The 23,256-nt window shown below is 43.7% G+C and carries 17 protein-coding genes; all 17 read left to right on the top strand.

Features of this window, described 5'->3' with window-relative positions; genetic code table 11:
* Positions 1 to 26 precede the first annotated feature (26 nt).
* The 17 genes from EHC72_RS15370 (at position 27) to EHC72_RS15290 (ending at position 23,073) form a co-directional block, all read left to right on the top strand.
* Positions 27 to 332, top strand: a complete 306-nt coding sequence (locus EHC72_RS15370) for a hypothetical protein (protein ID WP_131538583.1) — start codon at positions 27 to 29, stop codon at positions 330 to 332.
* Between the two features lie 86 nt (positions 333 to 418).
* Positions 419 to 4,804, top strand: coding sequence for a CusA/CzcA family heavy metal efflux RND transporter (locus tag EHC72_RS15365; RefSeq protein WP_131538582.1), 4,386 nt, complete (start codon positions 419 to 421; stop codon positions 4,802 to 4,804).
* 17 nt (positions 4,805 to 4,821) lie between these two features.
* Entirely contained in the window at positions 4,822 to 5,982 is a 1,161-nt protein-coding gene (locus tag EHC72_RS15360) for an efflux RND transporter periplasmic adaptor subunit (protein WP_131538581.1), read from the top strand.
* Positions 5,982 to 7,214 carry an MFS transporter gene (locus tag EHC72_RS15355; RefSeq protein ID WP_170311732.1) on the top strand — a complete coding sequence of 411 codons (1,233 nt, stop codon included), beginning with the start codon at positions 5,982 to 5,984 and terminating at the stop codon, positions 7,212 to 7,214. Before EHC72_RS15360 ends, EHC72_RS15355 begins: the two co-directional genes overlap by 1 nt.
* Positions 7,215 to 7,568: 354 nt before the next feature.
* Positions 7,569 to 7,952 carry an HYC_CC_PP family protein gene (locus tag EHC72_RS15350; RefSeq protein WP_449415926.1) on the top strand — a complete coding sequence of 128 codons (384 nt, stop codon included), beginning with the start codon at positions 7,569 to 7,571 and terminating at the stop codon, positions 7,950 to 7,952.
* 133 nt (positions 7,953 to 8,085) lie between these two features.
* A complete protein-coding gene (locus EHC72_RS15345; RefSeq protein ID WP_131538578.1) occupies positions 8,086 to 8,334 on the top strand; it encodes a heavy metal-binding domain-containing protein in 249 nt (82 codons plus the stop codon).
* Positions 8,335 to 8,380: 46 nt separating this feature from the next.
* Positions 8,381 to 9,655 (top strand): efflux RND transporter permease subunit, encoded by a 1,275-nt coding sequence (locus tag EHC72_RS15340; protein WP_131538577.1) that lies wholly within the window; start codon positions 8,381 to 8,383, stop codon positions 9,653 to 9,655.
* Positions 9,652 to 11,544 (top strand): efflux RND transporter permease subunit, encoded by a 1,893-nt coding sequence (locus EHC72_RS15335; RefSeq protein ID WP_131538576.1) that lies wholly within the window; start codon positions 9,652 to 9,654, stop codon positions 11,542 to 11,544. The genes EHC72_RS15340 and EHC72_RS15335 overlap by 4 nt, the downstream gene beginning before the upstream one ends.
* A 4-nt stretch (positions 11,545 to 11,548) precedes the next feature.
* The gene (locus EHC72_RS15330) at positions 11,549 to 12,784 is read left to right on the top strand and encodes a TolC family protein (RefSeq protein WP_131538575.1); all 1,236 of its coding nucleotides are present in this window, start codon (positions 11,549 to 11,551) and stop codon (positions 12,782 to 12,784) included.
* Positions 12,759 to 14,027, top strand: a complete 1,269-nt coding sequence (locus EHC72_RS15325) for an efflux RND transporter periplasmic adaptor subunit (RefSeq protein WP_039474437.1) — start codon at positions 12,759 to 12,761, stop codon at positions 14,025 to 14,027. The genes EHC72_RS15330 and EHC72_RS15325 overlap by 26 nt, the downstream gene beginning before the upstream one ends.
* Positions 14,020 to 15,234 (top strand): efflux RND transporter periplasmic adaptor subunit, encoded by a 1,215-nt coding sequence (locus EHC72_RS15320; RefSeq protein ID WP_052266075.1) that lies wholly within the window; start codon positions 14,020 to 14,022, stop codon positions 15,232 to 15,234. Before EHC72_RS15325 ends, EHC72_RS15320 begins: the two co-directional genes overlap by 8 nt.
* A 286-nt stretch (positions 15,235 to 15,520) precedes the next feature.
* Entirely contained in the window at positions 15,521 to 15,958 is a 438-nt protein-coding gene (locus tag EHC72_RS15315; RefSeq protein WP_131538574.1) for a hypothetical protein, read from the top strand.
* Between the two features lie 108 nt (positions 15,959 to 16,066).
* The gene (locus EHC72_RS15310; RefSeq protein ID WP_039474432.1) at positions 16,067 to 16,555 is read left to right on the top strand and encodes a DUF3347 domain-containing protein; all 489 of its coding nucleotides are present in this window, start codon (positions 16,067 to 16,069) and stop codon (positions 16,553 to 16,555) included.
* Between the two features lie 115 nt (positions 16,556 to 16,670).
* Positions 16,671 to 17,243: a DUF3347 domain-containing protein gene (locus EHC72_RS15305; protein ID WP_131538573.1), complete on the top strand. Its 573-nt coding sequence runs from the start codon at positions 16,671 to 16,673 to the stop codon at positions 17,241 to 17,243.
* A 7-nt stretch (positions 17,244 to 17,250) separates the two neighbouring features.
* Positions 17,251 to 17,727, top strand: coding sequence for a heme-binding domain-containing protein (locus EHC72_RS15300; RefSeq protein ID WP_039474427.1), 477 nt, complete (start codon positions 17,251 to 17,253; stop codon positions 17,725 to 17,727).
* Between the two features lie 12 nt (positions 17,728 to 17,739).
* Complete coding sequence (locus EHC72_RS15295) at positions 17,740 to 20,523, top strand: multicopper oxidase domain-containing protein (protein ID WP_082018555.1); 2,784 nt, start codon at positions 17,740 to 17,742, stop codon at positions 20,521 to 20,523.
* Between the two features lie 12 nt (positions 20,524 to 20,535).
* Positions 20,536 to 23,073: a heavy metal translocating P-type ATPase gene (locus EHC72_RS15290; protein ID WP_131538572.1), complete on the top strand. Its 2,538-nt coding sequence runs from the start codon at positions 20,536 to 20,538 to the stop codon at positions 23,071 to 23,073.
* Positions 23,074 to 23,256: the final 183 nt, after the last annotated feature.

The raw sequence follows: 23,256 nt of genomic DNA, 5'->3' as shown, positions 1-23,256 counted from the left end.
TCAGCCTTTTATTGGCTCATAACCTCATGTCGCACCATCATGATGAAGAAGCAATTGAGTATGCCGGAGATCACCACGATCATCAGGATCATCATGAAGACCGTTCAGCGACCCCTTTTGATAATGTAAAACTTGATGGTGACTTTGTTCAGAAACTAGATTTCCAGCACTTAGATGTCAGTGTACCTGTAAATTTGGTTTTGGTGCTGTATAATTTTACCCAGGAACCCATTGTAATTGTTCAACAGTATTGTACACCACCACCTGAGCATCCCCCGGCGCTATTTCCTATAGATGCCGCCTCACTTAGAGGCCCACCTGTTTATTGTTAAATACCGGAATTATTTGCTGTTGAAGTAAATGAATAGGATTGCCTATGCAATCTCTTTTTTCTGATTTTTTACAATAAACTTTCAAAATGCTCAATAAGATCATAGAATTTTCTATTAAGAATAAGCTCGTTATTGGTTTATTTACCCTTGCATTGATCGCATGGGGTACTTATTCCATTACCCGATTACCTATTGATGCCGTACCTGATATTACAGATAATCAGGTAATGGTGATCACTGTTACCCCAAATCTGGCCGCCCAGGAAGCCGAAAGGTTAATTACTTTTCCGGTAGAGCAGACGATGGCCAGCATTCCCGGTATTAGTCAAATCCGTTCCTTTTCCCGTTTTGGCCTATCTATAGTTACTGTCGTCTTTAAAGAAGATATAGACATCTACTGGGCACGTCAGCAGATCAGTGAGCGCCTAAATGATGCTGCCAAACAAATTCCAGAAGGTGTTGGGAAACCGGAAATGGCTCCCGTGACTACGGGGCTTGGAGAAATATACCAATATGTGGTACACCCTAAAAAAGGTTATGAAAAAAAATACGATGCCACCGAGTTACGCACCATTCAGGACTGGATCGTGAAACGTCAGCTATTAGGGACTCCCGGAGTTGCCGAGGTCAGCGGCTTTGGCGGTTTCGTTAAACAGTATGAAATTGCTGTAAATCCCGACCGGTTGCGCAGTGTTAAGGTTAGTATTGCCGACATCTTTAAAGCGCTGGAAACCAACAACCAGAACACTGGTGGTGCTTATATCAATAAATCACCCAATGCCTACTTTATCCGAAGTGAAGGTCTGGTTGGTGGTTTGGAAGATATTGGCAAGATAGTAATCAAAACCAATAATGGAACCCCTGTACTGATCCGTGATGTGGCTACCGTTCAGTTTGGAAACAGTGTGCGTTATGGTGCCGCCACCCGTAATGCCCAGGGAGAAACCGTTACCGGTATTGTGATGATGCTGAAAGGCGCCAATTCCTCTGAAGTGATCAATAATGTCAAAGAAAGAATTGAACAGATCAAAAAGACCTTACCAGAAGGTGTTACGATTGAACCTTTTCTCGATCGTAAAAAACTCGTAGATAATGCTATTGGTACCGTATCTAAAAATCTGATTGAAGGAGCCTTGATTGTGGTCTTCATTTTGATTTTATTTCTGGGGAATTTGCGGGCAGGCTTGGTTGTAGCATCTGTTATTCCCTTATCAATGTTATTTGCCATCTGTATGATGAACCTTTTTGGGGTTTCCGGCAATTTAATGAGCCTTGGAGCCATAGATTTCGGGCTCATTGTAGATGGGGCAGTGATTATTGTCGAAAGTATTGTCCACCGGATTGCAATTGGAAACTTTGCCGCTAAGGGAATCGCCCGCCTCAGTCAACAGCAAATGGATGAAGAGGTCTATCAGGCCTCATCCAAAATTAGGAATAGCGCCGCGTTTGGAGAGATCATCATTTTGATTGTTTACCTGCCGCTGTTGGTACTGGTAGGTATTGAGGGTAAGATGTTCAGGCCAATGGCAGAAACGGTAATGTTTGCCATTTTGGGGGCATTTATCCTTTCTCTTACCTATGTACCTATGATGGCTGCTTTGGGTTTGAGCAAGAATAGCAGCCATAAGCGTAATTTTTCGGACAGAATGATGGATTATTTCCAGAAACTTTACAGCCCACTGATTAAGAGCGCTATCCAGCACAAAGCAATTGTGGTCATCGCCGCAGTTGTGCTTTTTGTAGTCAGTATCATCATCTTTAACCGTTTGGGCGGTGAGTTTATCCCTCAGCTGGATGAAGGGGATTTCGCAGTGGAAACACGGGTATTGACAGGAAGTTCAATTGACCAGATGATCGAGGTGTCCCGTAAAGCACAAAAGATCATCCTCGGTTTCCCGGAAGTAAAGCAGGTGGTAAATAAGATCGGATCGGGAGAAATTCCTACGGACCCCATGCCAATTGAAGCAGGCGATATGATGGTAATCCTGAAGGAAAAGGGCGAATGGACTACTGCCAAAACGCGAGATGAGCTTGCTGATACCATGCAAAAAGCGCTCTCTGTAATATCAGGTGCAACCTTTGGATTTCAGCAGCCTATTCAAATGCGCTTTAATGAGCTGATCACCGGAGCTAAACAGGATGTAGTGCTAAAAATTTATGGTGAAGACCTTGATGTGTTGACAGGCGAGGCTTCAAAGATTGGGAAACTTATCAAGCCAATTGAAGGCGTTTATGATACCTATGTAGAAGAAGTAACGGGACTGCCACAAATACAGATCAAGTTTAACCGTGATAAAATTGCGCAGTACGGCTTAAATATTGAAGAGATCAACCGGACAATTAAGACTGCATTTGCTGGCGAAACCGCAGGATTGGTTTATGAGGGAGAAAAGCGCTTTGATATGGTTGTGAGGTTGGATAAGCAAGATAGGCAGGATATTGGGAATGTCCGTGGACTGTATATTTCTACACCTATGGGTAAGCAAATCCCTTTGGAAGAAGTAGCGTCAGTGGAATTTAAAAATGGACCAAATCAAATCCAGCGTGATGATACCAAACGAAGGATTACTGTTGGCTTTAATGTTCGTGACCGTGATGTGGCCAGTATTGTAAAAGAAATCCAAACCAAAATTGACCAAAAGATAAAGTTCCCCGCTGGTTACTATGTTACCTATGGCGGCCAATTTGAAAACCTTCAGGCAGCAAACAAAAGATTGGCGTTTGCACTTCCGGTAGCTTTATTACTGATCCTTTGTCTGCTCTATTTCACTTTTAATTCTATGAAACAGACCTTATTGATCTTTACCGCCATCCCGCTATCCGCTATTGGCGGTGTCTTTGCCTTGCTGATCAGGGATATGCCTTTCAGTATCTCTGCAGGTGTTGGTTTTATTGCTCTCTTTGGTGTTGCAGTCTTAAATGGAATTGTGCTGATTTCTGAATTTAACCGATTAAAAGAAGAAGGAATGACTGATATAAATGAAAGAGTGCTTATAGGAACTAAAATCAGGTTGCGTCCGGTACTCATGACGGCAGCAGTTGCTTCATTGGGCTTTCTGCCTATGGCCATTTCTAATTCCTCAGGGGCAGAAATTCAGCGTCCTTTAGCTACCGTGGTGATTGGCGGATTGCTGACCGCTACATTGCTTACCCTTTTGGTGCTTCCGGTGTTATACATCTTTTTTGAGAAAAAATTCAACAAACTCAAATCAAATACTGCGCTGAACATACTTCTTGTTCTGGTATTGTCATCTGTTTTGTTGATGCCTTCGCGAACATTTGCTCAAGACAGTAAGCCCGAAAAGTTAAGTCTTCAACAAGCGATTGATCTTGCCTTAAAAAATAATAATAGCATTAAGGCGGCAGCCTTTGGAGTTGATTATCAAAAGGAACTCAAAAAAGGAAGCCTCACGCTTGAACGTGCAAATGTGATCTATCAACAGGGACAGATCAACAGTAATGCAAGGGATAACCATATCAGCGTCAACCAAAAAATCGAATTTCCTACCGCTTATTCTCAGCAGTCCAAATTAGCAGCAGAACATGTAACAATGGCGCAGGGGCAATTTGATGTACAGGTATTGTTGCTGATCAACAAGGTTAAACGTGTCTACTATAAGCTGGTATATCTTGGAGAAAAGAAGAACCTGATCCACTACCAGGATAGCCTGTATACCAATCTGCTAAAGGCCAGTGACCTGCGTTACCGTACAGGAGAAAGTAACCGATTGGAAAAGGTAACATCAGAAACCCAGTCAATGGAACTTAAAAATGCACAGCGACAAGTTGAATCAGATATTCATATCGCTGAAAAAGAACTGCAAACCCTGCTCAACACGAACCAGCAGGTTATTGTCCTTGAAAATAAACTTCAGAGAAAGCCTTTTATCTCTGCACAGGACAGTGTAATACTTTCAGACAATCCTTACCTGAATTATTTAAAACAGGAGATAAAGGTAAAACAACAGGAAACCCGTCTCCAAAAAGCAAAGGGACTGCCTGATTTTTCAGTCGGGTATTTTAACCAGTCTTTTAATGGGATACAGAACTTTAATGGAGCTACACAGAGCTATGCCGGATCTGACCGTTTCAGTGGCTTTCAGGTAGGTATTGGTATTCCCTTGCTACCTGGTGGAAATAAGGCAAAAGTAAATGCAGCTAAAGTAAACCAGCAGATTGCATCTGCGAATTTACAGGATCAGCAAAGTATTTTGAAGGGAAATTTTAGTCAGCTTTTGGAGCAAAATCAAAAGCATGCCAGCACACTGGATTACTATGAACAAGGTGCTTTAAAACAAGCTGATCTGATCATTAAAAATGCGGATGCAGGGTTTAGGGGAGGTGAAATTGCTTATCTGCAATACCTTCAAAGTCTGGCACTGGCCATTAAAATTAAATCTGATTATCTGGATGAGCTATTTGCTTACAACCAGAATCTATTGGATATAGAAAATATCATCGGTAAGAAGTAAAAACAGGAAATAGCAAAATGAAGACACTAAATTATATTACAGCTTTCATGCTGTCACTTTTAATCCTAACGGCCTGTAATCAGGCTGCCAAAGAAGAAAATAAGGAAGAGGCTACCGCTAAACCAGGCGATGAAGTAATCTTATCTAAAGATCAGTATAACCTGGCTGACCTGCAAACTGGTAAACTGGAAATGCGGTCATTGAGTGACGTGATCAAGGCCAATGGTGCTATTGATGTGCCACCAGAAAATATGGTTTCTATATCCGCTCCTTTAGGTGGGTATATTAAAAGTTCCGGTTTGTTATTGGGTCAGCAGATCCACAAAGGACAAGTGATTGCCATCATTGAAAATCCTGAATTTATCGACATTCAACAGGAATACCTGGAAAGTAAAAGCCGTTTTGAGTTCCTGGTACTGGAATATAAAAGACAGGAACAGCTTAGAAAAGAAGATGTAAATTCGGCTAAAACTTTCCAGCAGGTAAATTCCGAGTATAAAATGATCCAGGCCAGAATGAGTGGATTAGAGCAAAAACTATCCCTAATTGGGATCAATGCGAGGAGCCTTCAATCTGGAAAGATTTCTAAAACCAGCAATTTGTATTCACCTATTAACGGATATGTAACGCTCAACAACGCAACTACCGGAAAATATGTCAATCCAACAGACGTAATCTTTGAACTGGCCAATAAAAGTGAAATGCACCTTGCACTGGACGTTTACGAAAAGGATGCAGCTAAAATTAAGGTGGGCCAATCCATAAAATTTGCGTTGGCAAATGAAACGGGATACAACCGTAATGCCAGAGTTTTTTTAATCGGAAAATCGACTGGTACCGAGGGAACGGTGCCTGTCCATTGTCATTTGCTTGATGACGGAAATACAAGTCTTTTCCCGGGCATGTACGCCAAGGCAATGATTGAAATGACAAATCAGACTGTTCCGTCCCTACCCAATGAGTCTATTGTGCAATCTGATGGTATGGACTATATCTTCATTCAGCCCCCTTCTTCAAAGACAAAAGAATTTATGTTTAAGATGATCCCGGTGAAAAAAGGTATTGAACAGGAAGGGTACACAGAGGTCTTATTGCCAGAGAATTTCGACCGCAACTCCGCTGTTGTACTTAAAGGGGCTTATACCTTGCTTTCCGCAATGAAAAATGTAGAGGAATAATGACGCAGGCAAAACTCATAACAGTGTTAAAGGAGCCTTTTCAGGCACTAAGGGATAAGGCATTTGCTACCCTGTACTTCGCACAGACCATCAGTTTGCTGGGTGATGCTTTTACCTGGGTAGGACTTGCGTTGTTGTCCTATCAGTTTGGTAAGGAAAACTCAGCTGTAATTCTAGCCTCAGCATTAACACTCAGAGTGATTGCCTTCATCATTTTTTCTCCCTTTGCCGGAGTATTAGCGGATCGGGTTGACCGGAAAAAAATATTATATATCACGCATTTTATCAGAATGGGAATCATTTGCTGTCTGCCTTTTGTAAATGCAGAATGGCAGATATATGTACTGGTTTTTCTATTAAATGTGTTTAATGCTTTTTTTACGCCCACTTATAAGTCCATAATTCCACAAGTAGTTGACCAGAAGAATTACCGACAGGCCATTGGGCTATCTACATCTACATTTCAATTGCTGGGGGTACTTGGGCCAGGCCTTGCAGGTATTATTGCCGTATGGTTTGGAGCAAGGGATATATTCTTTGTGGATGCCGCATCGTTTATTCTTGCAGGTATCTTGATCCTTATGCTTCCAGCTCAACAGATCAGCAGGCCCGTTCGTCTAATATCAAAGAAGCCGTTATCTGCATGGGCAGATGTTGTTAAAGGAGCAAAATTACTCTTTGGAAATAAGCTGATCCGATTTGCCCTAGCCATTGAATTTATTTCTGCAATTGCAGGGGCACAGATCTTAGTGAACACCGTAGGCCATATAAAAAGTGGACTATTATTAGGTGATAAACAATATGGCTGGGCAATGGCTGCATTTGGTATCGGTGCAACCATAGCAGCTTTTGTTGCCGGCAATCTGGACAAGTCAAAAAGTAGGCGTGCATCGTTAATAGTTGGCGTCTTGCTGCTTGGATTGGCTATCGCTGGAGCAAATTATGTCAGTTACGCTGTTTTGCTGGTTCTTTGGCTGTTTGCAGGATTGGGTCAAAGCTTAGCAGAAATGCCCTCCGAAACGTTGATAGGGGGAAATATAGCTTCAGATGAGCAGGGAAAAGTATTCGGTTCCCATTTTGCCTTTTCCCACTTATGGTGGGCGATTGCTTATCCCATTGCCGGGTTTACAGGAAGCCATTTTCCAGGAAATGATTTCTTTTATGGTGGCCTCATTTCATTGGGGATATTAGTGATTGCGTTACTTTTTGCTCAAAAATTAAATAAGCAATAAATTCTATAATCGACTAATAAAACTGGATATCATAAAGTCATCTATTAGCTTTTTAAATGGATGAGCTTTATGATAAATCAATAAAGATGTGAAAAAAGCCTAGAATTATTTACACTTATTTCTGCATTTTATACTATGCGTAGCCATGAAAAGTAAAGCCATCTTCTTTTTAGTGGTGTTTTGCTCAATTACCGCCATTGGTTTTGAGCTTTGTCAAAATCTCAGATTAATTAAATTAATTGGGGTTAATTATATTGGCGGAGAATCCAATAGTTATAGAACATATTTTCTTAATAATGTAACAAGGGAAAGAATATTTTGTAATTATATTGGCGTTATCCTTATATTAGTTTTGTGAAACGCACTGCAGTCCTGATAATAACAATGATCTACATGCTATCCTCGCTGGGGATGGCCGTAAACCGTTTTTATTGCTGTGGAAGACTGGCTTCGGTAAAACTGATCCTTGCCTTACCGGACCAGAACGATGTTAAGGCCAAAACAAAGGATAACTGCTGTAAGAATGAAAGGAAAAGCCTTAAAATTAAGGACACCCATTTCAGTGCTGATGTGCTCATACTGGATGCTCCAATGCCTGCATTACTTCCCGAACCGATCCGGTTTTCACAGGTAAATCTCTTTACTGATCGTGCCGACGTTCAGCCTTATCAGGCCAATGCCCCGTCCGGGCAGCCCGAGACACCGATCTATATCCTCAACTGCACTTACCGGATTTAATCCTCTTTTCTGCCTTTCCCTATCTTGGGAAGATTGCGGAGTATTCCCTCTATAATCAATTATCTTAATTATAAATCACGCGTAGGTCATTGTTTGGCTCTATGCCATTATTCAATTCCTAAAATTCCAACAAATGAAAAAATTAGTTTTCGTGGCATTTGCCATGCTGTTTTCCAGTATCTCCCTATTTGCGCAGACTCCCTCCAAGCCCACTAAACAGGCTACAGTAAAAACAAAAAAGGCTGTTGCCCCGAAAGTGCAGTACACCTGCACGATGCACCCAGAAGTTTTAAGCGACAAACCCGGGAAATGTCCCAAATGCGGCATGACGCTCGTAAAAAAGGAAGCGCCTAAAAAGAAAACAGGTAAAATGAAAATGTAACTTCATCATGCCCGGAACGGTATGTTCCGGGCCAATTATAATTAAGATGATCAATCAACTTATTTCCCTGTCCTTAAAGAACAGGTACATTGTCCTGCTGATCGCAATAGCCTTATTTGCATGGGGCAGTTATGCCATCCGCGAAAATCCCATCGATGCCATACCCGATCTTTCGGAAAACCAGGTAATTGTTTTTACCGAGTGGCAGGGCCGGAGTCCCCAGATTATGGAAGACCAGGTGACCTATCCCTTGATGAGCAACCTTCAGGGCATTCCAAAGGTCAAGGCGATCCGTGCTACATCCATGTTCGGGATGAGCTTTGTTTACATTGTTTTTGATGATAAGGCAGATGTCTACTGGGCACGGAGCCGTGTGCTGGAACGGTTAAATTACGCACAGCGCTTATTGCCTGAAGGAATTACCCCGACACTCGGTCCTGACGGAACTGGGGTTGGTCATGTGCTCTGGTATACCCTTGATGCCAAGGGCATAGATCTTGGCGAGCAGCGAGCACTCCAGGACTGGTATATCAAGCTCGGCCTGCAGACAGTTCCTGGTGTAAGTGAAATCGCTTCCTTCGGAGGGTTTGAAAAACAGTACCAGATCAATATTGACCCACATAAACTCAATTACTATAACATTCCCTTATCCCAGGTACTTAAGGCGGTCAAGAGCAACAATAACGATGTCGGAGGCCGCAAGTTTGAAATGAACGGAACAGGGTACATTGTCCGTGGTCTTGGTTATATCAAAACCCTGAAGGATGTTGAGGATATCTCAATCGGCACGATAAAAAGTGTCCCTGTCAGGGTACGCGATATTGCAACCGTTCAGATGGGAGGAGACCTGCGCCTGGGCATCTTTGATGAGAACGGCACAGGTGAAGCCGTTGGGGGGATTGTCGTAATGCGTTACGGCGAAAACGCCGATCAGGTTATCCATGCGGTCAAGGACAAGATGAAGGAGATCGAGCGCGGCCTGCCCTCAGGTGTAAAGTTTAAGATTGCCTACGACAGGAGCGAACTGATCGAAAGCGCCATCAGCTCGGTAAAGAATACGCTGATCGAGGAGATGATCACCGTATCCATTATTGTTATCCTGTTCCTGTTCAGCTGGAGAAGTGCCCTGAGCATCATCATCCAGATACCCATTACCATCGCAGCAAGCTTTATCCTGCTCAATGCATTTGGCATCAGCTCCAATATTATGTCCCTGACAGGTATTGCACTTGCCATAGGTGTTATTGTAGACAACGGCATTGTCATGGTCGAAAATTCACACCGCAATCTATCCATTGCACAAGAAAAAGGAACATTATGACCACATCCGAAAGAATCAAAATTATAGAAGCCTCCTGTAAACAGGTTGGCCGGGGTGTCTTTTTCTCAACCCTGATCATTGTCGCTTCTTTTCTGCCGGTATTTTTGCTCGAAGGGCAGGAAGGCAAACTGTTTGGCCCATTGGCATGGACAAAAACATTTATACTCGCCATAGATGCTGTTCTGGCAGTAACACTGGCACCTGTGCTGATCTCGTTTTTCTTAAAAGGCAAACTAAGGACGGACGCACACAATCCATTGAACCGTACCCTTGAAAAACTCTATCAGCCCATCCTCAGCTGGTGCATGAAATGGAGGAAGACAACAATCGGGATCAATATCATTGCGCTTCTGATCAGTGTCCCATTACTGCTCAGTCTGGGCAGTGAATTTATGCCTCCGCTTGACGAAGGATCGATCCTGTTTATGCCGGTAACGCTGCCCGATATTTCCAATTCTCAGGCCAAACAGTTATTGCAGGTACAGGACAGGATCATAAAAAGTGTACCCGAAGTCAAAAATGTACTGGGCAAGGCCGGTAGGGCAAATACGGCCACAGACAATTCCCCCATTAGTATGGTAGAAACGATTGTTCTTCTAAAGCCAAGGAGCGAATGGCGCAAAGGCATTAAAAAAGAAGACATTATTAATGAACTCAATGCGAAGCTCCAAATTCCCGGGGTGGTAAACGGCTGGACACAACCGATCATTAACCGCATCAATATGCTCTCTACCGGTATCCGTACAGATGTAGGTTTAAAAGTTTATGGACAGAACCTGGATACCCTCTACGCTTTATCCGGCAGGATGAAGCAGGCACTACAGGGACTGAACGGGGTCAAGGATCTATATGTGGATCCGATTACCGGCGGGCGCTACTTGGATATACAGGTTGATAAGGAAGCAATAGGAAGATATGGACTCAGTGTAGACGATGTAAACCAGGTGGTAGAAAGTGCCCTGGGCGGCATGAACGTTACGCCAACCATTGAGGGCCGGAGGCGCTTCAGCGTAAACCTAAGGCTGGCACAGGATTATCGGAGCAGCCTGGATGAGATCAGGCGCACACTGGTGCAGACCCCATCATGCGGGCCTGTCCCGCTATCTTCGGTTGCCCATATTACCATCAGTGACGGGCCGGCGATGATCCAGTCAGAAAACGCACTGCTGCGCGGAACGGTACTCTTTAATGTACGTGGCCGTGATCTGGGCAGTACAGTCAAAGAAGCGCAGGATAAACTGAACGGTATGGCGAAAACCCTGCCCAAGGGATATTTTATAGAATGGAGCGGACAGTACGAGAACCTGATCCGTGCCGAACGTACGTTGAAGCTCGTTATGCCCATTGTGCTGCTGATCATTTTCGCCTGCCTGTATTTTGCTTTTCATTCGATAAGGGAAGCCTTCTTCAGTCTTATCTCTATCCCCTTTGCCCTGATCGGCGGGGCATATATGGTTTATTTTTTTGGTGTGCATTTATCTGTTGCTGTTGCAGTAGGTTTTATTGCCCTGTTCGGTATTGCCGTTGAAACGGGGATCGTGATGGTCATATACCTCAATGATGCCATGCAGCGGCTGGTCGCGGAGAAAGGTAATTCCAGCGAAACAATCAGTAAAGAAGACCTGCGGACCTATGTGATGAACGGCGCGGTAAAGCGGCTGCGCCCAAAACTGATGACTGTCTGCGTCGCCCTATTTGGTCTGGTTCCGGTATTATGGGCTACAGGGACAGGAAGTGACGTGATGCTGCCGATCGTGCTTCCCATGATTGGCGGTGTATTAACCTCTTCAACGCATATACTCCTTGTTACCCCACTCATTTTTCTAATGGTCAAAGAGCACGAACTCAGGAAGTATGGCAAACTGGAAGTGCTGGACGTAAAAGAATAAAGCCATGAAAATAAATCATCGAATAATATACGGCCTATTGTTGTGTACCCTTAGCTTAACGGTTAAGGCACAGCAGGAATACCTATCATTGGACAGCGTGCTGGCAAGGGTTGCGGCCAACCCCTTATTGCGGACTTACGACGCGCAGATCAATGCGCAGAATGCCTACGCGGGCTCTGCCAGAAGCCTGGATGCCCCAAAGCTGAGCGCAGGACAGTACCAGACGCCTTATCAGCTTAAGCCCGATGGCGGTTCCTTTATGGTTACTGCCGAACAGATGTTCACCAACCCGGCCAAGCTCCGAGCTAACGAAAACTACATGAAAAGCATATCCAGGGTTACCGCCGAAGAAAAGAAATACATGAACAACCAGTTGAACGCACAGGCCAAACAATATTATTTTGAGCGGGCAATCCTGGAAAAGAAACTGGCACTTTTGGATAACACCAGTGGCTTACTGGAATACATGTTAAAGGCTTCCAATATCCGGCTTACCTATGGAAAGGAAAAACTGGATAATATCTATAAGACCAAAGCTGAACTGTTTCAACTGGACAATAGCCGGGAAGAAATTAAAAGTGAAATCAAACAGAAAAATATCCTGCTCAATACACTGATGAACCGGGACAAGGGGCAGGATTTTATGGTAGACACGAGTCTTGTGGTCAGGGATTATGCGGCTACAGTGACCGATACGGCTACACTTGCATCGGTACGGAGCGATATCAGGGGGATTGATCGCAGTATAGAACTGCAACAGCTTAATGCCAAAGTAGAATACAGTAAACGTAAACCCGACTTCGGGCTGCAGGCGGGACATATGTTCAGTTATGGCGGGATGCCCAACCAGTACATTTTAATGGGTTCAATCACCATCCCAATTGCACCCTGGTCTTCCAAGAGCTATAAAGCAAACCTGAAGGGCAATCAATACGAAATAGATCAGCAGCGCGAACGCAAGATCTCGCTCCTCAACCAGGCAGAAGGAGAGCTGGCTGGACTGAAGGCTGCATGGACAGGTAAATCCAGGCAGTTGAAAAACTACCGGCAGAACATTATTCCCGCCCTGCAGAACAGTTATAAAACATCGCTCCTCGTCTATGAACAGAATACCGGTGAACTGCTGCCAGTACTGGAAAGCATAAAAAGTCTGCAGACAGCAAGGATAGATGCTTTAGAACGGTTAGGGGAAATATTATTAATACAGGTAGCTTATGAAAAAGAAAATGAAATGCATTAAGATCATATTACCGGTCATTCTTTTTGGTATGTTGCTGATCGCCGCCTGTTCCAATCCTAACCAGGCACCGGTCGGGTCTCAATCCAAAACCGCTGTACAATATACCTGCCCGATGCATCCACAAGTACTGGAGGATCATCCTGGTAATTGTCCGATCTGTGGGATGACACTGGTAAAAAAAGCAGGTCAGGCAAGCGAGGGTTCGGGCATCAGCTTAAAAACAGTTTTGGAGCCTGTTAACAGTACGGTGATCTCCTCGGTGGCTTTTGCCTTGCCCCAGGAAAAAGAAGTGGCCACGCAGGTCTCCGCAGAAGGTTATCTGGATTTTGATACCCGGACATTTAACAATATCGCCTCGCGTTTTTCCGGACGCATCGAAAAGGTGTACATCAAATTCGCCTTTCAGAAGATCCATCCGGGACAGCGCATCTTTGATATATACAGTGCAGATATGGTAACCGCTCAACAGGACCTGATCTATATCGCAAAGAATTCTTCAGGCGAAACCGAGTTGCTCAGGGCTGCTAAGCAAAAACTATTGCTGCTTGGAATGACAGCTGTCCAGGTTGAGCAGGTAGTCAGAACGGGCAAAGCATTTTATAGCTTACCAGTATACAGTGCCTACGAAGGGCATGTCCATGATGCTGCACATAGCCAGATGGCTGGGGCAGTGGGTTCAGACCAAGGCCCTGATTTCAGTCGTAACATGCCCCTTGCTATAAAAGAGGGGATATATGTAGAAAAAGGACAGACTTTGTTCAATGTTGTTGACCCCCATAGGCTGTGGGCCATTATCAAGATTGACAGAAATTCACTGGCCAGCTTACAGTTAAATCAACCGGTTAAGATTACACTACCCGATCTGCCAGGTAAAACGCTATATGGGAAAGTAGATTTTATTGAACCTACCCTTCAGCAAGGTGACAAAACAGTTAGCGTCAGGGTTTATCTGGACAATATGGAACATCAGCTGAAGGTAAACAGTTTAATCAATGCCTCGATAGGGACGGGAAAATCCAAAGGGCTTTGGATACCGAGGTCTGCTCTGCAGGATCTTGGGCAGACAAAAATAATCTGGTTAAAAAAAGGCGGCTCATATTATGCACATAGCGTAAATATTGGGACTTTCAATGGGAACGAAATACAGATAACAAGAGGCCTTTCCGCAACCGATACGCTGGCAGTAGATGCAGGGTATTTAACAGACAGCGAGAGTTTCATCAAAACAAAGGGTCATGAATAATATAAAAAGAATTAACCTGAAAAGGATCTGTGTCTTGCTGTTTGTGGTGCTTTCAGTAAGTATATTCAACAGCTGTAAACAAAAAGTACAGCCGGTGGTAAAAGTAAAAAGCAAATTTTACTATACCTGTTCGATGCATCCACAGATACATGAAGACCATCCGGGCAACTGTCCGATCTGTGGTATGAAGCTGATCAAAGTTGAGCTTACTGGTTCAGGGAATTCAGCCACGGAAAAAATAACATTAACCGCAAGTCAGATCCAGTTAGCCGGAATAATGGTTGATACAGTAAGGAAAGAAAATACAGGGGGTGAAAAACTGCTGACCGGAACTGTTGTTACAGATGAAAGTAGGGCAGAAGAGATCAGTGCAAGAATAGCCGGACGGATACAGCGTTTATTTGTTAGGTCTGTAGGAGAGAAAATAACAATTGGTCAGGCAGTGTATTCCATTTATAGTGAAGACCTCTTATCGGCCGAAAAAGAATACCTTTTGGCAAGACAGCAACAGAAAGTTTTAAATAATCCCGATGTAGATTATGAGGCCCTGATCAAGACAGTAGAGCACAAATTATTATTGTGGGGGCTGAACACCGCCCAGATCAAAAGCCTTTCTTCTTTATCCAAAGCATCGGCAACAGCTACCATATACAGTAAGGTCAATGGAACGGTAAGTGATATAGCGGTCCATGAAGGTGACTATGTAACCGAAGGGATGGCTATATTAAAAACCCAAGGGTTGAACAGTCTATGGATAGAGGCGCAGTTATATGCCAGCGAAAGCGGAAACTATAAGGAAAATGACATGGTGAATGTCTCTTTTCCAGACCTGAACGGACAGGTTATTAAAGGTAAGGTCGGATTTTTAAATCCTGAACTATCAGATGAATCTAAGGTTGTGCTCATCCGGATCGCAGTTCCAAATACGCAAGGGCTGATCAGGCCGGGGATGTTGGCATACATTTCCATTGATAATGGAAAACAGAATGCTGTTGCTGTGCCCAGATCTTCAATACTCGCAGGAGGTAAAGGCAATAAGGTATGGATCAAAAATAGTGATGGAAGTTTTTCTGGAAGAAAGGTCAGTACCGGAGCAGGGAACGAGGGTTATGTGCAGGTATTGTCCGGCATTTCACCAGGTGAAATAGTGGTCACAACTGGAGCCTACCTGTTGGAGAGTGAATCGATATTTAAAAATGGAGGGTAAGGTTATGATTTGGTGCGTCATATGTTATGGATAAATACCCATGGTAAGTAAAATTTGGCATAGTATGTAACTTGATTGCGCTAAATACTGTCTGGACTTTGTAGAAAAGCAAATCCAGCATTTGACAGGTCGGAGTCGGCGAAACGAAATTACTTTTCGAGGGGCCGAAAAATATTGAAACAAGTTCAATGTCAGAAATTTGAGGTGATTTTCTAATATAATTATATAAAAGATATGGAAAATTATATAAATTTAATTTCGCATCTTTATATAGATTTGTAGTCTGATGAAAACCAAAGCCATCTTTCTTTTAGTGATTTTTCTGCTCAACACTGTTGTTGGCTTTGCCTGTGCAGTTGGAATGGAAAGAGATAATCATGGAGAAAGTGATGTACATGTTTCCTCTAAAAAGAATAATCACAAACATGATCATCAGCATAAAGGGGCACATGTGCATAAACACAGCGCTTCAAATGGACCGAATCTTTCAAAAGAAGAACCCTGTTGCAAGACTCTGGTCAACGACCTTGTGGTTCAGGGGAAGCTTGTTCCCCAAAGCGTTAAAAACCAGGTTATCCTACCTGTTCTATTGCTTCCAGATTATCATTACAATTTTTTAATTCCTTCTGTCAAACTGGTTCTCAAAAAGAGTGTTTACGCCGGACAGCGGGAGCGGCCACCCAATAGGGACATCCGGATAACCATCAATAGCTTTCAGATATAAGATTTCACCACGAATTACCAATAGAGCCCGTGTTACATTGACATGGTGCCTGACTTTCGCGCGGACAAAACTCCTGCGGAAATAGCGTAAACATTTAATCTTAAAATCATGAAAAAAATATTTCTTCTGGTTGTCCTATTGGCAATCGTTTTCACTGGCCGCGTCATTGCGCAAAATAGCCAGACACAGTCACTTTTAACTTCTTATTACGATATCAAAAATGCATTGATAAATGCAGATGCGACAGTCGCCGCCTCAAAAGCCGCTGAGTTTTCCAAAGAGTTGGTCAATATGGACATGAAATCAATGGCAGAAGCCGATATGAATATATTTATGGGTTTGAAGGATAAGCTTGCCTTTGATGCCAAACACATATTGGAGAGTAAGGATATTGCCCATCAGAGAGAACATTTCGCAACTTTTTCTGCCAATCTTTTTAAACTGGCGAAAGCGGTTAAACTCACCAAAGCGCCTGTTTATTATGCCTACTGTCCGATGAAAAAGAGCTATTGGCTTTCTGATAACGCTGGCATCAAAAACCCTTATTTCGGTAAGCAGATGCTGACCTGTGGTGCAGTAAAAGAGACTATCAAATAATTCATATTGTTATTGAACGGACATTTAGCATTGAGATGTTTTGGTCCGTTCAATATAGCTGTGCATATATTCTACATACAGCTCGAAATAATTTATTCAAAATATATCAATAACAATGAAAACATTAATATATAGCCTTCTGGGCCCACTATTTTTCCTTGCCGCCTGTACAAATGGCAAAAATGAAAAGCAAGATTCTGCTGTAGCGGATTCCACGACCAAAAATGTTTCTAGGGAAACCAATAAGGTAAAAAAAAACCAAACGGCTGCGCTTTTATCCGGCTATCTGAAACTGAAAAATGCCCTTACCACGGACGATGATAAACAAGCTGCTGCCGCAGGCAGTGAAATGGTCGCAGGGTTCGCCAGTTTTGATGAAAAATCATTGACCTCGGAGCAGGCCAGGGCATATAGCGATATTCGGGATGATGCCAAGGAGCACGCAGAGCATATCGGTTCCAATGCAGGCAATATTGCCCATCAACGTGAGCATTTCGATATGCTGAGCAAAGACATGTACGACATGATCAGGCTCCTTGGCACTGACAAGCCCCTGTATGTTGACCGTTGTCCCATGTACAACAACAACAAGGGTGCGATGTGGGTGAGTGAGGTAAAGGAGATCAAAAACCCTTACCTTGGAAAAACGATGCCGACCTGTGGTACTGTTAAGGAAGAACTGAAATAGCACAAAAATGACGGGCATAAAGAAAATCTTTCTTGGGCTATTAGTTATCTTCCTGCTTATGCAGATCTTACAGCCTGCACGCAATAAAAGCGCGCAGGTTATGCCTCAGGATATATCCACACTTGTTCCTGTGCCTGATGATGTACAGGGGATACTTAAAAAATCATGTTATGACTGTCATAGCAACAACACAGAATATCCATGGTATGCCTATGTTCAGCCGCTTCACTGGTACCTTAACAGTCACATACGATCGGGAAAAGAGGAGCTGAACTTTAATGAATTCGCCGGCTATACCTTGCGAAGGCGTCAGAACAAACTTCGGGCCATAGAAAATAGCTTAAAAGATGGTACAATGCCGCTTTCTTCTTATATCATGATCCACAGAAATGCAATATTAGATCCGAGGGAAAAGTCGATACTCATAAAGTGGGTACAGGATTCAAGGGATAGTTTGACCAGAAAGAATCTCACTGCTCTTTAAATTAACAAAGAAATGAAAAATATATTAACAGTCTTTTTATTGATACTCTATTCTGTGGTTTCCGCCCAGGATATGAAGGGAATGAAAACGGACAAGAACGGCAGTGCTGGTCAGTCCAGGGTGATCTATACCTGTGTGATGCACCCGGAAATACAATCGGAAAAACCCGGGAACTGTCCAAAGTGCGGAATGAAGCTTATCCTGCAGAAAGGTAAAGCGGATAAGGCAAAGACAGCTGATCTACTCAATAAGAAACAGGAAGCAAAAAAGGGGGCTATGGAAGTCATGAAAATGCCGGCAGAAAAATTGGAAAGTAAGCCGAAACCAGAATCAGTAACCTATACCTGCCCAATGCACCCCGAGATCCATGATTCCAAACCTGGCAACTGTCCCAAATGTGGGATGAAGCTTGTTAAGGAAAAGCCCAAGGCTAACCCTGAGAAGAATGGGGAAATAAAGGAAAGTTCCAAAAAGAGTGAGGATATGGGTGATATGGCGGGCATGGCAATGGATGATAACGGTTCTGACATGGAAAATATCAAAACTGCAAAGGCTAATTTGGGCCCGATTAGAACCGTTTCGAATAAATTTCCGCCACGCACCGTGCGTTATGATCTTTACATAGCCGATACAACGGTAACTTATGGAAAAAAATCAAAGCGGGCAATTGCGGTAAACGGACAGATTCCTATGCCGACACTGACCTTTACGCAAGGCGATACCGCACTGATCTACGTGCATAATAATCTTGACGAGGAAACCGCACTGCACTGGCACGGACTTTTTCTTCCGAACAAGATGGACGGTGTTCCTTTTCTGACCCAAATGCCGATCAAACCGCACGCTACTTACATCTATAAGTTCCCCATCGTCCAGCATGGAACGCACTGGTACCACAGCCATAGCGGCCTTCAGGAACAGATAGGTATGTATGGGGCATTTATAATGAACAAACGTACGGAGTGGGATATTCCAACCCTTCCAGTAGTCATTAGCGAATGGACAGATATGAAGCCCGAGGAGGTTCATAGAAGCCTGAAAAATGCCAACGACTGGTTTGCAATCAAAAAAGGGACTACCCAGAGTTATGCAGAAGCGATCAGGACCGGACATTTTAAAACAAAGGTAGCCAATGAATGGAAGCGCATGAATGCCATGGATGTGAGCGATGTGTATTATGAAGCCTTTCTCATCAATGGGAAAAATCAGAACGAACAGCCGCAGTTCAAGGCTGGGGACAAGGTAAGGCTGCGTATTGCAAATGGGGGTGCCTCAGATTATTTCTGGCTTAAATATGCAGGGGGCAAGATTACCGTTGTGGCGACTGATGGAAATGATGTGGAGCCTGTAGAGGTCGACAGGCTGATTATAGCGGTTTCCGAAACCTATGATGTAGTGGTCACGATTCCGGAAAATAAGAGCTATGAATTTTTGGTCACTCCTGAAGACCGTACGGGATCAGCATCGCTATGGCTGGGCAAGGGAGAAAAGGTGCATGCAGAGAAAATGCCCAAACTGAAATATTTTGCCGGAATGAAGATGATGAACGATATGATGGATATGAGCGGCAATATGGTACAGATGGAAGGCATGAAGATGCAGAACCAGCTTATGGATATGAATACGGTGATGTACCCGGAGGTAACCGGCGAAGAAAATCCGAAAACAGAGAAAAAAATGAAAGGGATGCCGGGTATGCAGATGTCTGTTGACAAGACCATGGCAGGGATGAATATGGAGGCAGAAACCGCCGATATCGTTACTCTGAACTATAATATGCTTCGAGATCCAAAGAAAACAACCCTGCCAAAAGGCCCATGGAAGGAACTCAAGTTTGACCTTACGGGAAATATGAACCGTTACGTCTGGACGCTGGATAACAAAACTGTTTCTGAAAGCGATAAGATACTGATAAAAAAGGGCGAAAATGTTAGGATAATCCTTTACAACAACAGTATGATGCGCCATCCTATGCACCTTCACGGCCATGACTTCAGGGTAATTAACCGGCAGGGAGAATATGCCCCAATGAAGAACATTATCGACATCATGCCCATGGAGCGGGATACCCTTGAATTTGCAGCAACAGAGCCAGGAGGCGACTGGTTCTTCCACTGCCATATTCTCTACCATATGATGAGCGGTATGGGAAGGGTATTCAGTTATGAGAATTCTCCGCCTAATCCCGAAATTCCGGACCCCAAGCTGGCACAGCGAAAACTTTTCAGTGATGACAGGGCATTTCATCCAATGGCACGGGTTGGGATTGAAACAAACGGAAGTGATGGTGAGTTTATGCTCGCCAATACCCGTTACCGCTTTACCACTGAATGGCGGATTGGGTTTGACAAGGAAATGGGCTATGAAAGTGAAAGTCATTTTGGAAGATATATCGGGCGAAACCAATGGCTATTGCCCTATGTCGGATGGGATTTTAGAAAAAGAACGGTTGATCCCTTGGACAAGAATGTTTTCGGGCAATCACTTTCGCCGGGAAACAATCTTTTCGGGCAGGGAAATACCAAAAATTTCAGGCAGGTATTTCATTTGGGAGTTCAATATACCCTACCGCTGTTGATCGTTGCAGATGCTTCCCTCGATCACAAGGGGAATGTCAGGTTTCAGCTGATGAGGGAAGATATCCCTGTTTCCAAAAGACTGCGCTTCCAGTTTATGGTCAATACCGATAAGGAATATATGGCCGGATTCAGGTACATCGTTACGAAGTACTTTGGGCTTTCAACACATTACGACAGTGATATGGGCTATGGCGCCGGATTGACATTAAGCTACTAACAAATCAAAAACATGGAACACACCTATAAAATAACCGGAATGAGCTGTCAGGGCTGTCGGAGCAAAGTTGAAAATGTGCTGAATGCGATTGATGGCGTTTCTGCACAGGTAACCCTTGAACCTGCTGAAGCCGTCATAACTATGCAAGAACATATCCCCATAGAAAAGCTGCAGGAGGCTCTTTCTGCCGCCGGACATTATGGTATTGAAATGGCAGTTCAGGGAAAACATGTTCTAAATTCGTCAGAACATCATAATCAGGATCATTCAGCCAATGAGCAAAATCCCGCGGCTCAAAATGATGATAAAAATGAAGAGGGAGGCCTGTTTTATTGTCCTATGCACTGTGAAAGTCAGAAGACTTATGATAAGCCAGGTCACTGCCCTGTATGCGGGATGGACCTGGTAAAACAGCCTGCCAAGAAACAGGCATCTCAATTTACCTGCCCCATGCATCCCGAGATTATCAGGGACAAATCAGGATCATGTCCGCTCTGCGGAATGGACCTGGTGCCTACTGGGACAAACCTTGAAGAAGAAGATAAAACTTATGAAACCCTGCTCAAAAAGTTCAAGATAGCAGCAGGTTTTACCATACCCATTTTTGTTATAGCCATGACTGAAATGATTCCAAATAATCCATTGTTTGATCTATTGGAACTTAAATACTGGAATTGGGTTCAGTTTTTTCTTTCTATTCCGGTGGTCTTTTATGCAACCTGGATGTTCTTTCAGCGGGCATGGCAATCTATAATAACCTGGAAACTGAACATGTTTACACTGATTGGGATTGGTGCCGGGGTTGCCTGGGGCTTCAGTATTGTTGCCCTTCTATTCCCCGGAGTTTTTCCTGATCAGTTTAAAACACATCATGGCACCGTTTTCGTTTATTTTGAGGCGGCAACCGTGATTCTTACGCTGGTACTGCTCGGTCAGCTTTTGGAAGCCCGGGCGCATGGCAAAACCAACAGCGCCATTAAGGAGCTGTTGAAGCTGGCCCCTAATTCAGCAACAAAAGTGGTTGGGGACAAGGAAATATCAGTATCTATTGATGATATTCAGAAAGGAGATCTGCTGAGGGTCAAGCCTGGTGACAAAATTGCGGTGGATGGTAGTATTAAGACCGGGGAAGCTATAATTGATGAATCAATGATCACAGGAGAACCCGTTCCTGTTGAGAAAAAAATAGGCGACAAGGTAAGTTCAGGCACCATCAACGGCAATAAGACTTTTGTGATGCTTGCCGAAAAAGTGGGCTCAGAAACACTGCTGTCACAGATCATCGAAATGGTCAATTCCGCCAGCCGCTCAAAAGCGCCCATCCAAAAGATGGCGGATAAAATCTCAGGTTATTTCGTGCCTGTTGTGGTATTGATTTCCATCGCAACGTTCGTGGTGTGGGCAGTATACGGCCCCGATCCAGCCTACGTTTATGCTTTTGTAAATGCAATCGCGGTATTGATTATTGCATGTCCATGTGCGCTGGGCCTGGCTACCCCAATGTCGGTAATGGTGGGAGTAGGGAAGGGCGCCCAGTCTGGGATACTGATCAAAAATGCGGAATCCCTTGAGAAAATGAATGCGATTGATGTAGTGGTCATCGACAAGACGGGTACGGTTACAGAAGGTAAACCTTCGGTAGAAAAGGTGGTCAGTGTAAATCCAGATTTTTCTCAGAAGAATATACTCGAAAAAATTGTGGCTTTGAACAGCAGCAGCGAACATCCATTGGCTCAGGCAACTTTGCGTTATGGGGAGGAAAACGAAATATCCGTTAAGGCTATATCTGACTTTGAGGCCGTTACCGGGAAGGGAGTAACAGGCAGTCTGAATGGGGAAAGACTGGCTTTGGGGAACCAAAAACTGATGGAGCATGTTAAAGCGGTGATTGATCCAAGTCTGGCCGAGCAGGTTAGTGCCGCTCAAAGGCAGGGTAAAACAGTTTCTTATTTGGCGGTTGAAAATCAGGCAGTGGGGTTTGTCGTGATTTCGGATAAGATCAAGCCTTCCAGCGCAGCTGCGATTCTAAAGCTCCAGCAGGAAGGCATCAAGGTGATTATGTTTACCGGAGACAATGAGGATACAGCGAGGGCAGTAAGCTCAACTTTAAATCTGGATGGTTTCAAAGCTCAGATGTTACCGGAAGATAAGCTGAATGAAATAAAAAAACTACAGGCCCAAGGCAAAAAGGTAGCCATGGCAGGTGACGGCATCAATGATGCCCCTGCACTTTCCCAGGCTGATATCGGGATTGCGATGGGCACGGGAACGGATGTAGCGATCCAGAGCGCCGCGATTACATTGGTGAAGGGAGATTTAAACGGGATCGCAAAAGCAAGGTTGTTAAGCCATAACGTTATGGCAAATATCAAAGGAAACCTGTTTTTTGCCCTGGGATACAATATATTGGGCATTCCGATAGCGGCAGGTATTTTATATCCGTTTTTTGGAATTTTACTTTCTCCAATGATCGCTGCACTCGCGATGAGCTTTAGCTCGGTTTCAGTTATATTAAATTCCCTGAGATTGAGAAATGCCAAAATCGACTGATATTTTTTAATTAAGAAATAAGGTAGATGCTGTTACCGATGGACGTTATTGAAGTACCTAATAGATCGCAGGCTTTGGTTTTTTCAAGCGGATGAAAACGTAAAATGCAGCTTTTTGATTTTCTAGTCAGCACAAATAAAAATCAAATTAATTTTGGGTTATTGATTTTATATCGTAATATTG

This window comes from Pedobacter nototheniae, from assembly GCF_004335085.1.
In the GTDB taxonomy this organism is placed as follows: domain Bacteria; phylum Bacteroidota; class Bacteroidia; order Sphingobacteriales; family Sphingobacteriaceae; genus Pedobacter; species Pedobacter nototheniae.
Note: the sequence above shows the minus strand (reverse complement) of the source record. Positions and strands in the feature narration are given on the sequence as shown.